Consider the following 14535-nt stretch of genomic DNA (forward strand, 5'->3'; position numbering starts at 1 on the left):
TTGGTTATTTATCTTCTTTAGATTTAAAGTGTATCAAGCCCTTTTTCTTTGGTTTTAAGGTGTCTTTTTTTACTTCTTTCTTTTTTGTTTTTTTATGTAAACCTAATTTTTTTCCTAGATCGCGCAAGTTATTAAAATTAACTTGATATGAAATACCAACTCCTTGTGTATACCCTTCTTCTTCGGTAGAGTACTGTACTTCATTTTGACGGTTAAAAACCGTACCTCTTAGGTTCCCTTCTTCATTTAAAAGAACCTCCACTTTTACTTCTCCAACCACACTGGTTTGAGTATTGGCCCCAACTGGAACTCCAACTTTTCCATTAACCAATACGCGATCACTTAACTGTGTTGAAACCGACACATCTACTTGATCATCTGAATTAAGATTGTTTACATTCCCTCTATCTCCTTGGGTATATCCTACTCCTAACTGAAACTTATTTCCGTCGCTATTTAACATATTTGTCAAAATTCCTGAAGCTATTTCTGAAGCGGTTCCTGTAATTCCTGAACTTGCACTACTTCCAATGGCGTCTGGATTATAAAAGGTACCAAAAGCTAACAAGAACGAGAAGTGCTGCATTTTGGTATTTAAATCATTCTCATTCAAAATAAACTCTAACTCAGAACTTACAGTTGAATTTGCATTGGGAATTTTAATATCAAACTCTTGTTTTGAACTAAACAACCCACCTGTAATTTTCGTGTATAAATCAATTGGAATTTTACGATTTGAATTGATATTATCTAACAATTGTGCTGGATTTGCTTTGGTTCTGTATACTGCTGTAATATCTAAATCTGCTTCATAAGGGTCTCCATTCCAAGAAATAGTTCCTCCTTTTTGTACAATAAAGGGCTTGGTTATCCCTGCATATTTAAAGTTATAGAAACCATTATCTACAGTAAAGTCTCCAAACATATTAAACTTACCTCGTGTATCAATATCTATTCTTAAATTTCCTTCACCACTTCCTTTTAATTCACTTCCCGAAACTTTGTCTATTACTACCTGAGCGACTGCATCTTTTGTTACTGCCAAATTAAGCCTTAAATCAAGACCTTTGATATCTCCAATAACTTTTCCTTTTGTTCCCTCTTCTTCCTCTCCTGTTTTAAATCGGATTAGCTTGTAATTATCTATCGTTTTAACATCACTTAAGGGAATTACAAACAAGGTTCCTTTATTTGTTTTTCCATTCACTTCAATATCTAAATAACTGGTAAGCCCTCTAATTTTAGCTTCACCATCTAAAAATCCAGTTCCGTAATATTGAGATTCTTCCGTTTCTTGTGTGTCTAAAATCAATAAGTTTCGGGTATTAATATCAAAATTTAAAAACCAATCTTTAAAGTTTTGATGTACAATACTTCCCGACAAATCTCCCTGAGTTAGGTATTTTGTATCTTCTAGAATAATGTCTTTTAAAATAAATTCTTGTTTGTCTAAAACAATACTTGTATTTCCTTTTAAATCAAAATCTACATTCAAATACGGAAAAGCTAATCCTGCATTTTCAAAATTTAAGACTCCGTTAAAGTCGGGGTTTCTCAAATAACCTTTTGCAGTAAAATCTCCTGTTACCTTTCCTCTAAGTTTAGACAAAACGTCTTCTCCAAGCGGACTGAAAGCTGCAATATCATACTCTTTCAGATAAATATCTAAATCTATAACAGGCCTGTCTTGTGAAAAATCGACCCCACCTGTAGCTGATATATGCTTTGCGTTTTCATTTTCTAGAGATATATTAACATTGTATTTCTCATAAGAATTCTCTCCTGTAATATTCAATGCTAAATTCCCTTGTGAGTAATCATTTATATAAAAATTCTCTACATACAAATTCCCTTCTGGGGCCAAGGTTTCGTTTTCTTGCTTAAACGCTAACCTTCCGTTTAATTTTCCATCTAGTTTTAAACTATCAATAGGGGGTAAAAAGCTCGCTAGTTTAACTTTGTTAAAATCTGCTTCTATATCTTTATAAGTACTATCTCTTACAATGCCTTTAAAATCTATTCGTTGCTCTCCAGATTTAAAAACAAAAGGACTAATGGTAAAATCATCTTTTTGCAAATCAAATGTTACTTTGTTATTTTTATCGTCATTTGGATTTACTTCCCAATCAAACCCCTTGTAATATAGCTTCGACTTTTGAATTCCTACAACAGATTTTTGAAATTCATTTATTGTATAAAAGAAATCTAAGCTAAAACTTTCTTCATAATCCTTTCCTCCTTTAAAAACCGATTTAAAAAATAGCGTATCATTTTTTGTACGGTTTAATAGGTTCAATTTTTCAATGTTATAGTACTTTGTATTTACTTTATTTGCGGTTAAGTGAGTACTGTATAAAGGGTTTTTATTATCCAACCTTAACACCACTCCTTCTATTATGTTTTTATATGCATTTATTTCAGGAGATTCAAACGTAAGTTTTAACGAGTTCTTGTCTGAATTGATACGTCCTTTTAATCGTGTATTCTTTCCTATAGAAATATTTGGTAAAAAAACATCAATTATTTGGTTATAAATTGTGAAATCAAAATCTAAAAACTGATTTGGCGCCACTTCATGCGGGCGATAGTTTGTGTATACACTACCTAAGGCATTTTGAGTGATAGGCAACAACTCTTCAAAAGAAAACTTACCTTTTACATATCCTTTCACAATATCTTCTGAATTTACTTCAATAGTTTTTATGCTATCTTTTACTGATGAATTTACTTCAAAACTCTTAAATGGATAACTTTGTTTTTGGTTGGTATAAATTAAGTTTTTAAAGGTTGCTTTTCCAATAATATCATCAAAGGTATTTCCAGAGATATTTAAATTGATGTTCCCCTTAAGTTCAGCAATACTATCACGGGTAAATAAGTTTGTTTTTTTCAAGTCTATTCTATCAACAGCAGCAATGAAGTCGAATTTGTTAATCTCAGATGAAAAATCCGCTAACCCTTCAAATTTCAGTTTAAAATTATCATCAGCTGCATTTAACAAACCATCAAACTTTTTATTTTGAAATTGTCCGTTTACTTGTAAGTTTTTATATTCATAATCATTAAAATACAGGCTACTTATTTTACCTATAATTATGGTGTTTATATTATCTACATTAAATCCACTTCCATTAACATCCGCTTTTAGTGAAACAGTTCCTAGAACTGGATCATTTGCAAAAACACCAAGATCAAAATTTTTAAACTCTACCTCTCCTGTGTACTCTGCTTTGTCAATATTATCAATATTTGTTAATTGAAGATCAGAGATTGCGGTTCCAATTTCAGATTTTACGGATACCGTAGCATCCATTTGTTGCGGAGTTACTTTTACGATTCCATTCAAAGTAAAATTCCCTAATCTTTGAAATTCTGTAGGTAACGTTCTTCCCAATAAATTTGGCAGTACACTTCGTAACTGATAATAATTAGCTGTTAGATTATCTAAATCGGCATCAAAAACAAAACCTCTACTTGTTTTAATAGCGTTTACAAATCCCATATTTCCAATAATCCTCATTCCTCCCTTCGAGTGTACTCTTACATTATTGGCACTAAAATTATTCAAGACGCCGTCAATATCTCCACTTATATACAGAAAATCGTGTCCACCAATTTCATTGTATAGTTTGTTTAAATCTCTTACTGAAACTACACTTTCTTGAAACTTAGCCTTAATTCTAACTTTATCATTAAAATTTACAAAGTCTTTTCGATTGTAGGCAAACCTAACTTCAGCTTGTAACTTTGTATTATTGTCTGTTGTTAAAGTTGTATTCTTAAAATCCATAAAGGATTTTGTATATGTAAAATCGGTAGCTAAATTTGATACATTTACCCCCCTATTTTCAGTAAAATACATGTTTCTTATTTTCATAGAAACATCAGGGCCTATAATAGAGAAATCGTTTAATTCTGCTCCTGCACGGTAGGCAGCAAACTCGAGAGGGGCCTCTTTGTTCTCATCCATTAACTTAAAAGTTAAATCTTCTAAAGAAATTTTATTACTCTTCAGAATAAACGGAGTAGCTATACTGTCTCTAGGCTTTCCATCTTCAAAACTATCTATAAAAATAGACATGTTATCATTGTTTTCACCTTTGTATGTTTTCATATAAAAATGAACACCGCTTAAAGATGCCTCTTCTAAATCTACTTGGTTTTCTAAAACACGCTTCGCATTCTGTATAGAAGTTGTTAAGTTGTTTACAAATATTAACGTGTCTTTATGATGATCTCGAATTTCAATTTCTTTTAATTGAATATTTCCAAACCATGATAAGTCAATTTTTCGTACAACAATATTGGTATTGTATTCCTTATTTACCCAATTCGTTGCTTGCTTGGCAAGTTGACTTTGTACGAAAGGTAAGGATAGTAAAATAAAAAGCAAGAGTAAAAAAAGTACTGTATACTTTAGTATTCTACCTATTATGTTTCCTAATCTTTTAATAATCCCGCTTATTTATAATCCTATTTAACAAAAGTAATCAGCAAACTGCAAAAATGCTGCCTTATTTTAAAGAAATGTTATTTTTAACGAAAATCTAACGTAATATCGATATTTTTGTACCCTAAATCAGAGAAGATTTGAGTACAGAAAACATCTATATTTTAGGTATTGAAAGCTCTTGTGATGATACAAGTGCATCGGTAATTTGTAACGGAAAAGTGCTAAGTAATGTTGTAGCAAACCAAGAAGTGCATGCCAAATATGGCGGTGTAGTTCCTGAGTTGGCATCAAGAGCGCATCAACAAAATATCGTTCCTGTTGTACAGCAAGCTATTGAGCAAGCAGGCATAACCAAAAACGATTTAAATGCAATTGCTTTTACTCGTGGGCCTGGATTAATGGGATCTTTATTGGTAGGAACTTCATTTGCTAAATCTTTAGCTTTGGGGCTGAACATTCCTTTGATAGATGTTAACCATATGCAAGCACATATTTTAGCTCATTTTATTGAAGAGGAAGGAAGTAAAATACCTCCTTTTCCTTTTGTTTGCTTAACCATTAGCGGAGGACATACACAAATTGTAAAAATTACCAATCATTTTGAAATGGAAATTTTAGGAGAAACAATTGATGATGCAGTTGGAGAAGCTTTTGATAAATCAGCTAAAATACTAGGGCTGCCTTATCCTGGAGGTCCTTTAATTGATAAATATGCTCAATTAGGCAACCCAAAAGCCTTTACATTTACCAAACCTAAAGTAAGTGATTTAGCGTTTAGTTTTAGTGGATTAAAAACTGGAATCTTATATTTTATTCAAAAAAATGTAAAGGAAAATCCTAATTTCATTCAGGAAAATCTTAATGATATTTGTGCCTCCATTCAACATACTATTATTGAAATTTTAATAGATAAACTTAAAAATACGGTAAAACAAACCAGTATTAAGCATATAGCAATTGCTGGTGGCGTTTCTGCCAATTCAGAAATACGAAAGCGTTTAACTTTAGCTGAAAAACATTGGGGTTGGACAACCTATATTCCTAAATTTGAATATACCACAGATAATGCTGCTATGATTGCCATTGCTGGATATTTAAAGTATTTAAACAACGACTATTCTGATATTTCTGTAACAGCTAAGGCCAGATTAAAAGTTACAGAGTAAACCTCTTTCATACTACAATGACGAACTTTAAAAACAGATTTTTATTTAGTATTACCTATTACTTTTTATGGGTAGTATATTTTTTACTCGCCCGCTTTTTGTTTTTAATATATTACTTTGATAAAACTTTTGAATTACGTTTTTTTACTGCTTTAAAAACATTTGTATACGGTATTCAATTAGATTTTTCTTTTGCGGCTTACTTAGCTGCTATCCCTTTTTTAGTCATCTTACTTTCCATATGGATTCCTAAAAAAGTGGTTGGTTACATTATTAAAGCTTATACTTTTCCTATTCTTTTAGTAATTAACCTGTTTATGCTAACGGATATATCTTTGTATAAATTTTGGGGAGTTCGTATAGATGTAACAGTTTTAAATTATATTAATACCCCCAAAGCAATGTTAGCTTCTGTAAGTACTTTACAGTTAATTGGCGGACTTTTTGCTTGGGCATTACTTTCGGTAATTACTATTTACTGTTTTAATAAGGTGTTGAACAAAGTCCTTAAGAAATTAAATAAAAGACATTTTTTAGAAGCTCCTATATTTTTACTGTTAATTGGTAGCTTAATTATTCCTATGCGAGGTGGTTTTGCTAATATTCCTATTAACCAAAGTAATGTATACTTCTCTAAAAATATGTTTGCCAATCATGCTGCTGTAAACTTTATTTGGAACTTCGCTAATACAATTAGTCATAAAACTGATGGTAAGAATCCCTACATTCATTATAAAAAAGATGTTGCTAAAGACATCATCAATAAAACTAAGAATCAACTTTTAACAGCTAATACAGATGCTATCTTAAATACTCAAAAGCCGAATGTTATTATCCTTATTTGGGAAAGTCTTTCAGCAAAAGCTGTGGGTGTATTGGGAGGTGAACCCGATGTGACCGTAAACCTAAACCAACTTGCAAAAGAAGGTATTTTGTTTACTAATTTCTATGGAAATGGGGACAGAACAGACAAAGGGCTTCCTGCTATTTTAAGCGGTTATTATCCTCAGCCTACAAAAAGCATCATGAAAATTCCGTACAAAGCAAGAAAGTTACCTATACTTACCAAAGAAATGAAAAAACTAGGATACAATACTAGTTTTTATTACGGAGGTGATAGCAATTTTGGAAATATGATTACCTATTTACGAAACGGTAAAATTGATAAAATTGTAGATGGAACGGAATTTGACAAAGATAATTGGAACTCAAAATGGGGAGCTCATGATCACATTTTTTTAGATCGATTTATGAAAGATTTATCAGATCCAAGCCTTAAAGAACCTTTTTTTGAAGTAGCTCTGACATTAACCAGTCACGAACCTTATGAATTTCCTGGAAAATATAAATTCGGTAAAAATTCTGTAGAAAATTTATACAGAAGCGCTCAAGCTTATACAGACAAGGCCATTGGAAAGTTTATTGAGGAAGCCAAAAAACAACCTTGGTGGGATACTACATTAATTGTTATTTTATCTGATCACGGACACCCATTACCTAAACATAAAGGATATTTTAATGCTCCTAAAAGATTTCAAATCCCAATGGTTTGGTTGGGCGGTGCTCTTAACAAAACAGGAATTACCATTGATCATTTTAGCGCTCAAAGTGATTTGGCGTATACTTTAACAGACATGTTGGGAGGTAAACCAGAACAATTTCAGTTTGGAAAAAATATTTTTAATACTTCTGAAAATCAATATGCACATTATGTTTTTAATAAAGGATTTGGTACTGTTTCTAAAAACGGAACTTTTGTTTATGATTATGTTAGCAACAAATCCGTTATACAAGAAGGTAATTATCAAGCTTTAGATTCTTTAGGAAGAGCTATTAGTCAGAACGCCTATCAAGATTTTTTAGATAAATAAAAGTTAATCTTTGATTGAGAAATAAATCGTTAAAATCCATTTCATTACTTTTACCCTATGAAATGGATTTTAACGTTATTTTTATTTACTTCTTTAGTTGTTGAGTCTCAAAAATTACCTGACGGTTTTTCATATATAAAAGAGGTATCTCCTACTATACAAGGTGAATTAAGATATTGTCATACCAATAATTTTATGGGGGTTCCAGTTAATGGATATGAAGAAAATACCCTTATAGCTACTACTCCCACTGCTAAAGCTTTAAAAAAAGTTCAAGATGAGTTAGCAAGTCAAAAATTAGGCTTAAAAGTTTATGATGCTTATCGCCCACAAACAGCAGTAAATCATTTTGTAAAATGGGCTCGGGTAATAAACGATACCCTAATGAAACAACAATATTATCCTGATGTTAACAAACGTCATTTGTTTAAGCTGGGATATATTTCTTCTAAATCTGGTCACTCAAGAGGCAGTACTGTCGACTTAACAATTATACACTTAGAAACGGGTAAAGAATTAGATATGGGAAGTCCCTATGATTTTTTTGGAGTTTCTTCTCATATTACTTATGAAAACCTTACCAAACAGCAAAAAAAGAACAGACAATTACTACAAAAAATAATGCGTAAACATGGTTTTAGGTCTTATAGCAAAGAATGGTGGCATTTTACCCTAAGAGCTGAGCCTTTCCCTAAAACCTTTTTTGATTTTCCTGTAAAATAACTAGTTTTAACTCTTTATTTTAAAATCACTTAAAAATCGGCATTATATTTGCTTAGATTTATTTCCAATGATGAAAATAATACCAACACTTCTAATCGTTTTTTTATGTAGCATACCATCACATGTTTTTGCACAGATGGATGGCACTGTTAGTGGTAAAAAAAAGGGAAACTCTACTTTTGGAGTGATTACTGCGCCAGCCAAAGAAGTAAAAAAACCAGAATCATTGGATTTTGGTAATACTAATGGTTTTAAGACTGCACATCAAAAACAACAAAAAGAACTTCAAAAAAAGCAAGCTCAAAAAGATATAGAAAATAAAGGGATCTTAACTAAGGCCAGAATAGCTGAAGAACAATACTTAAAAAATTTCAAACAGATTAATGGAATGTACCAATACCCTGTTATTGATCAAGATTTAGGGAGTTTTAGCACTAAGTCTAAAAGTGTTAATATTATCTGTAGAGACTATCAATATCCCGATGGGGACAAAGTTACAATCAGCATAAATGGTATACCTGTTGTTAGCAACCTTACCTTAAGACAAAGTTACCAATCTTTCAACCTTCCTTTAGATGAAGGCATTAATACTATAGAAATTATTGCTCTTAATCAAGGGACTTCTGGTCCTAATACCGCTGCTTTTAAAATTTACAATGATGCAGGCATGTTAATTTCTTCTAATGAATGGAATTTAGCCACAGGTGCTAAAGCCACGATTATTGTAGCTAAGGAGCAGTAATTGCACCTCTCTTTTTCATCTAAAACCTTTGATTAACTTTTAGTAATAACGTTTTTTAAATTACTAAAAACTACTTATTTTTGTAGCTACGTTTTGCAACAGGTAAAACAAACAAACATTTAAATAAACAACTAAAGTATATAATGAAAAAAGTCACCAAAGAAACCTATATCAACTGGTATAGAGATATGCTATTTTGGAGAAAGTTTGAAGACAAGCTAGCAGCAGTTTACATTCAACAAAAAGTTAGAGGTTTTTTACACTTATATAACGGTCAAGAAGCTGTTTTAGCAGGTTCATTACATGCAATGGATTTGACAAAAGATAAAATGATTACTGCATACCGTAATCACGTTCAACCAATTGGTATGGGAGAAGACCCTAAACGTGTTATGGCTGAGTTGTATGGTAAAGCTACAGGTACTTCTCATGGTATGGGAGGTTCAATGCATATCTTTTCTAAAGAATACCGTTTCTATGGTGGTCACGGAATTGTAGGAGGACAAATTCCTTTAGGTGCTGGTATCGCTTTTGGAGATAAGTACAAAGGTAGCGATGCTGTTACTCTATGTTATTTCGGTGATGGAGCGGCACGTCAAGGTTCTTTACATGAAACTTTTAACATGGCTATGAACTGGAAGTTACCAGTAGTGTTTATCGTTGAAAATAACGGGTACGCTATGGGAACCTCTGTTGAAAGAACAGCAAACCATACTGATATTTGGAAACTTGGTTTAGGGTATGAAATGCCTTGTGGACCTGTTGATGGAATGAATCCTATTAAAGTCGCTGAGGCTGTAGATGAAGCTATTCAAAGAGCTCGTCGTGGTGACGGCCCTACCTTCTTAGAAATGAAAACGTATCGTTATAGAGGTCACTCTATGTCGGATGCTCAACATTATCGTACCAAAGAAGAAGTTGAAGAGTACAAAAAAATAGATCCTATTACTCAGGTTTTAGAGATTATTAAAGAAAAGGAATACGCTACAGAAGAGGAAATCAAAACAATTGATAAGGAAGTAAAAGATATGGTTAAGGAATGTGAAAAATTCGCAGAAGATTCTCCATATCCAGCGCTTAATCAATTATATGATATGGTATACGAACAAGAAGATTATCCATTTATAAAATCTAAGTAAACAATGGCTACAATTATAAACATGCCTCGCTTGAGCGATACGATGGAAGAAGGAGTGGTCGCTTCTTGGCTAAAAAAAGTAGGTGATAAAGTTGAAGAAGGAGATATTTTAGCTGAAATCGAAACTGATAAAGCAACTATGGAATTTGAATCTTTCCACGAAGGTACTTTATTACATATCGGTGTTCAAGAAGGTGAAACAGCTCCTGTTGATAGTTTATTAGCTATTATTGGAGAAGAAGGAGAAGATTTTTCAGCATTATTAAACGGAAATACTTCTGCTCCTGCTGAAACAAAATCAGAAGAACCTAAAACCGAAGAACCTGAAACAGCATCTAGCAATGCTTCTATTCCTGAAGGAGTAAAAGTGGTAACCATGCCTCGTTTAAGTGATACGATGACTGAAGGTACCGTAGCTACTTGGTTAAAAAAAGTAGGTGATAAAGTTGAAGAAGGTGACATTTTAGCTGAAATCGAAACTGATAAAGCAACTATGGAATTCGAATCTTTCAACGAAGGTACTTTATTACATATTGGTGTTCAAGAAGGTGAAAGTGCTCCCGTAGATAGCTTATTAGCAATTATTGGTGATGCTGGTACTGATGTTTCATCATTGGTAGAAGCTCATAATGCTGGTACTTTGGCAAATACTGACGCTTCTGAAAAACAAGAAGAAGCTCCTAAGGCTGTAGAAAACAAAACAGAAACAGTCGCTGCTCCAGTTGAAACAGTATCTAATAATAAAGGAGGTCGAATTTTCGCTTCTCCTTTAGCTAAGAAAATTGCTAAAGATAAAGGGATTAATTTGGCAGATGTAAAAGGTTCTGGAGAAAATGGTCGTATCATCAAAAAAGATGTTGAAAACTATACTCCAGCTGCTAAAGTTGAAGCTCCTGTAGCTACAAGTGCAGCTACAACTCCATCAGCAGTAACAAATTTTGCAATTGCTGGAGAAGAAAACACTTCTGAAGTTAAGAACTCTCAAATGCGTAAAGCGATTGCTAAGGCATTAAGTAATTCTAAATTTTCTGCTCCTCACTTCTACTTAAATATAGAAGTAGATATGGACAATGCAATGGCTTCTCGTAAAACCATTAACGCAATTCCTGATACTAAAATATCTTTCAACGATATGGTTGTAAAGGCATGTGCAATGGCTTTGAAAAAGCACCCACAAGTTAATACTAGCTGGACAGATAACGACACGTTGTTCCACAGTCACATTCACGTAGGTGTTGCGGTTGCGGTTGATGAAGGCTTAGTTGTACCTGTAGTAAAACATACAGATGCTTTAAGTTTAACACAAATTGGTGCTGCTGTACGTGATTTGGCTGGTAAAGCTAGAAACAAGAAAATTACTCATGGAGAAATGCAAGGAAGTACCTTTACCGTTTCTAACTTAGGAATGTTTGGAATTGAGAGTTTTACTTCAATTATTAACCAACCAAACTCTGCAATTTTATCAGTAGGTGCCATCGTACAAAAACCAGTAGTTAAAAATGGAGAAATCGTTGTAGGTAATACAATGAAATTAACCTTAGCATGTGACCACAGAACGGTTGACGGTGCTGTTGGTGCTCAGTTTTTACAAACTTTAAAAACCTATATTGAAAATCCAGTTACTATGTTGGCTTAGTTTTCAATAAAACTATAAATAAAAAAGCTCGCGAATTGCGAGCTTTTTTTTGTTAATTAAATTAGGTGTTATTTTGAATTGATAATTTTGATTACCTCTTTTACCAATTGAGGAACCGATGCAGGATTTTGTCCTGTTACCAATCTTCCATCAACTTCTACATGTGCATCAAGAGGAGAGCTTGAGTAAAAGAAGTTTCCACCATGCTTTTCAATTGTCTCTCGAATTAAAAAAGGAAAGCTTTTAAAATACGCTCTATCTTTCTTTTCATGATCTTCAGGAAAACCATTGACACGTTTATTTTTCACCACATATTCTCCGTTACTTTTCTTTAAAAAAACAATTCCAGCAGTACCATGACACACTGCGCTGATAACTCCATTTTGGCTTTCATAAATATCCATAGCTATCTTTTGAATTTCTTTATTCTTAGGCACGTTAAACATCGCACTACCACCTCCCACATAGTAAATAGCTTTATAATCAAGCGAACGAACTTGCTTGGGTGTTTTAGTGTATTTTAAAGCATACATAAAATCACTATCGTATAAATATTTCTTCTTCTTTTTCTCTGAAGTATTCAAATATTTTAAAGGAATAGCACCTCCTTGTGGACTTATAATATCTATGTTAAAACCAGCATCTTTAAACATTTCATAAGCCACTATAATCTCATCAAAACTATTCCCCGTAGGAATATCAGTTCCTAAATAATAATCTGTGTTAGAAACTACAAATAAAATTTTATTTCCCGTTTCTATAGATGATTCTCTCGTTGCTGTTTTACTGATGATTTTCCATTCGTTAGTAAACTTCTTTAATAAAAAAAGATCAATAAATCTCCATTTACGGTTAGGTATTAAAATTTCAACTTTAGCAGTGGCAATATCATTAGTGATATCAATTGAAATGATTTCTCCTATCCTGCCATTAAACTCTCCTTTTTTATCCGCTGAGAAGAAATTTGTATACTGTTCTGGAGAATAACGCTTGAAGCCATTCTTTGTGGTTAAATAAAGTGTTGCATCTTTTGAAAAAGAGTTTTTTAATACCTGAAGTCTATTATATGAACTTCCGTTAATATAACTTTTAAGAGTTTCTTCTACAAGCTCTTTATCAGAAAGAGGTAAATTAGTATCTGGACGATCTAAACTTTCATAAAACAATCTATCATCAGAGACAAAGCTCTTATCGTAATTAATTACTTTTTGTTGTTTGTTTCCATAGGTATTAATTAGAAGTTCTTGTTTAATATCTTCTTTATCTTGTGAAAAACACGATAAAGAAAAGAGTACTGAAATGAATGTTGTAATAATTTTCATATTTAAAAGATTTAAATTTTACTTCAAATCTCCTAAAACAACTTTCTTTCTTGATGAAGTCTTATAATTTAGGCGTCCTAAATTATAATTGTGTACTCGTTAGTCTTCTAAAAACTGTTTTTGGTATTGCGCTGGTGTTAACCCAACAATTTTCTTAAACGTAGCATAAAAATTTGATTTTGAAGAAAAACCAGCTTCAAAACCGATGCTTTCTAAAGTAATTTTATGATTTTCTCGCAACAACTTCTTTGCTTCTTCTATTCTGTATTCATTTAAAAAACTTGCAAAGCTTTTTCCTAAGTTATCGTTTAAAAATTGCGATAATTTATGCGAAGATATTTCTATTTTAGACGAAACATCGGACAATTTTATATCTGTTGCTTTATATAGTTCTTCTTCTTTCATTAAAAAATCTAATTGTCTGTTTAACAAATCAGCTTCTTCGTTCACTATCTTCTTAGCGGAATACTTTTCTGGCAAATCTTTGAAAATAGACTCTCTATTTTTCTTAGAAAGAAATAGTAGTATTAATGCATAAAATACAATAGAGAAAGTAACAGTTCCCACAAAATAAAAATAAAAATACCCAACAATATAAGCTAGATAAATGAGTAGATTACTTAGATAAACAGCCATTATCCAAACTTCGGGAGTACTACAAGTATCTTTCTTTGAAAACATTTTCTTAAAAGTATTTTTTAAAATAAAAGCAGATAAAAGTATGTAAATACCCCAAACGACATAAATAAACTTTACAAAATAAGTGTTCCAAAAAAGAGCATCTATTGCATAAGGCTTTATAATGCCAACAATGATTATTATAAAAAATAAGAAGAAGAAATGAAGTTTCCAACTCAATGGAATTTTCTTCGTTTTTCTTACAGACGATTTGAGGTAAAAATACAGTGAGACTCCTATTAAAAAACAGGCTGATAAACCTATTTGAATAATCAGTAAGCTTCTTTCTTCTCTTGGTGTGAATATTGTGTAGACAGATTTCCCTATTCTAACTGTTAAAAAGAAAACTAGCAATCCAAATAAAAAATTAGGGACTCTTTTAACTCTTTCTATCAATAAAAAATACATACTGACCAGAAAACCATTAAAAACCCCCAAAGAACATATGAAAAATAAAACTGCCTTACCTAAACTCATTTTTGCTTATATAAAACGTAAAGATTAAAAAACAAATTTCAATCTACAAATCTTATTTACGCGAATGCTTCTTAAACCATTTAGCTATGTAAGGGACGTATAACAACGATTAAAAAGTATAAATATATTAGTAGATTCCTCCTTTATTTGCCTTCTAAGGCTTTACAATAAGAAAAACTGTTGCACTATAACTTTTCCTTAAAAAAAGGCATAAAAAAAACCTCAATCTAATCAAAGATTGAGGTTTGTTAAAGAAAGGCAACGCCCTACTCTCCCACCTGTGGCAGTACCATCGGCGCTAATGGGCTTAACTTCTCTGTTCGGAATGG

General features: G+C 32.2%; 9 protein-coding genes. 6 read left to right on the top strand and 3 right to left on the bottom strand.

Annotation, left to right across the window (positions count from 1 at the left end; all coding sequences use genetic code 11):
• Window positions 1–4: 4 nt before the first annotated feature.
• On the bottom strand, window positions 5–4393 hold the full coding sequence (locus tag ACN0WY_RS15075; protein WP_417800892.1) for a translocation/assembly module TamB domain-containing protein: 4389 nt from the start codon (window positions 4391–4393) through the stop codon (window positions 5–7).
• A gap of 197 nt (window positions 4394–4590) precedes the next feature.
• On the opposite strand from ACN0WY_RS15075, the gene tsaD reads away from it, so the two are divergent.
• The 6 genes from tsaD to ACN0WY_RS15105 all read left to right on the top strand — a co-directional run bounded on the left by tsaD (window position 4591) and on the right by ACN0WY_RS15105 (window position 11729).
• A complete protein-coding gene (gene tsaD, locus ACN0WY_RS15080; protein ID WP_330489526.1) occupies window positions 4591–5619 on the top strand; it encodes a tRNA (adenosine(37)-N6)-threonylcarbamoyltransferase complex transferase subunit TsaD in 1029 nt (342 codons plus the stop codon).
• A gap of 17 nt (window positions 5620–5636) precedes the next feature.
• The gene (locus tag ACN0WY_RS15085) at window positions 5637–7490 is read left to right on the top strand and encodes an LTA synthase family protein (RefSeq protein ID WP_417800893.1); all 1854 of its coding nucleotides are present in this window, start codon (window positions 5637–5639) and stop codon (window positions 7488–7490) included.
• Between the two features lie 57 nt (window positions 7491–7547).
• The gene (locus tag ACN0WY_RS15090; RefSeq protein ID WP_330489524.1) at window positions 7548–8213 is read left to right on the top strand and encodes a M15 family metallopeptidase; all 666 of its coding nucleotides are present in this window, start codon (window positions 7548–7550) and stop codon (window positions 8211–8213) included.
• 67 nt (window positions 8214–8280) lie between these two features.
• Complete coding sequence (locus ACN0WY_RS15095) at window positions 8281–8955, top strand: hypothetical protein (protein WP_330489523.1); 675 nt, start codon at window positions 8281–8283, stop codon at window positions 8953–8955.
• A gap of 143 nt (window positions 8956–9098) precedes the next feature.
• Window positions 9099–10094: a pyruvate dehydrogenase (acetyl-transferring) E1 component subunit alpha gene (gene pdhA, locus ACN0WY_RS15100; protein ID WP_330489522.1), complete on the top strand. Its 996-nt coding sequence runs from the start codon at window positions 9099–9101 to the stop codon at window positions 10092–10094.
• A gap of 3 nt (window positions 10095–10097) precedes the next feature.
• Window positions 10098–11729, top strand: coding sequence for a pyruvate dehydrogenase complex dihydrolipoamide acetyltransferase (locus tag ACN0WY_RS15105; RefSeq protein ID WP_417800894.1), 1632 nt, complete (start codon window positions 10098–10100; stop codon window positions 11727–11729).
• A 68-nt stretch (window positions 11730–11797) separates the two neighbouring features.
• On the opposite strand, the gene ACN0WY_RS15110 is transcribed toward ACN0WY_RS15105, so the two are convergent.
• Both ACN0WY_RS15110 and ACN0WY_RS15115 read right to left on the bottom strand, forming a co-directional pair.
• Window positions 11798–13051: a nuclear transport factor 2 family protein gene (locus ACN0WY_RS15110; RefSeq protein WP_417800895.1), complete on the bottom strand. Its 1254-nt coding sequence runs from the start codon at window positions 13049–13051 to the stop codon at window positions 11798–11800.
• A gap of 99 nt (window positions 13052–13150) precedes the next feature.
• On the bottom strand, window positions 13151–14206 hold the full coding sequence (locus ACN0WY_RS15115; RefSeq protein WP_417800896.1) for a helix-turn-helix domain-containing protein: 1056 nt from the start codon (window positions 14204–14206) through the stop codon (window positions 13151–13153).
• Window positions 14207–14535: the final 329 nt, after the last annotated feature.

This window comes from Tenacibaculum sp. (genome assembly GCF_048269885.1).
GTDB lineage: Bacteria > Bacteroidota > Bacteroidia > Flavobacteriales > Flavobacteriaceae > Polaribacter.

Coding starts and splice junctions, on each gene's coding strand:
- ACN0WY_RS15085 (WP_417800893.1), top strand. CDS start 5,637: ATGACGAACTTTAAAAACAGATTTTTATTTAGTATTACCTATTACTTT.
- ACN0WY_RS15090 (WP_330489524.1), top strand. CDS start 7,548: ATGAAATGGATTTTAACGTTATTTTTATTTACTTCTTTAGTTGTTGAG.
- ACN0WY_RS15095 (WP_330489523.1), top strand. CDS start 8,281: ATGATGAAAATAATACCAACACTTCTAATCGTTTTTTTATGTAGCATA.
- pdhA (WP_330489522.1), top strand. CDS start 9,099: ATGAAAAAAGTCACCAAAGAAACCTATATCAACTGGTATAGAGATATG.
- ACN0WY_RS15105 (WP_417800894.1), top strand. CDS start 10,098: ATGGCTACAATTATAAACATGCCTCGCTTGAGCGATACGATGGAAGAA.
- ACN0WY_RS15110 (WP_417800895.1), bottom strand. CDS start 13,051: ATGAAAATTATTACAACATTCATTTCAGTACTCTTTTCTTTATCGTGT.
- ACN0WY_RS15115 (WP_417800896.1), bottom strand. CDS start 14,206: ATGAGTTTAGGTAAGGCAGTTTTATTTTTCATATGTTCTTTGGGGGTT.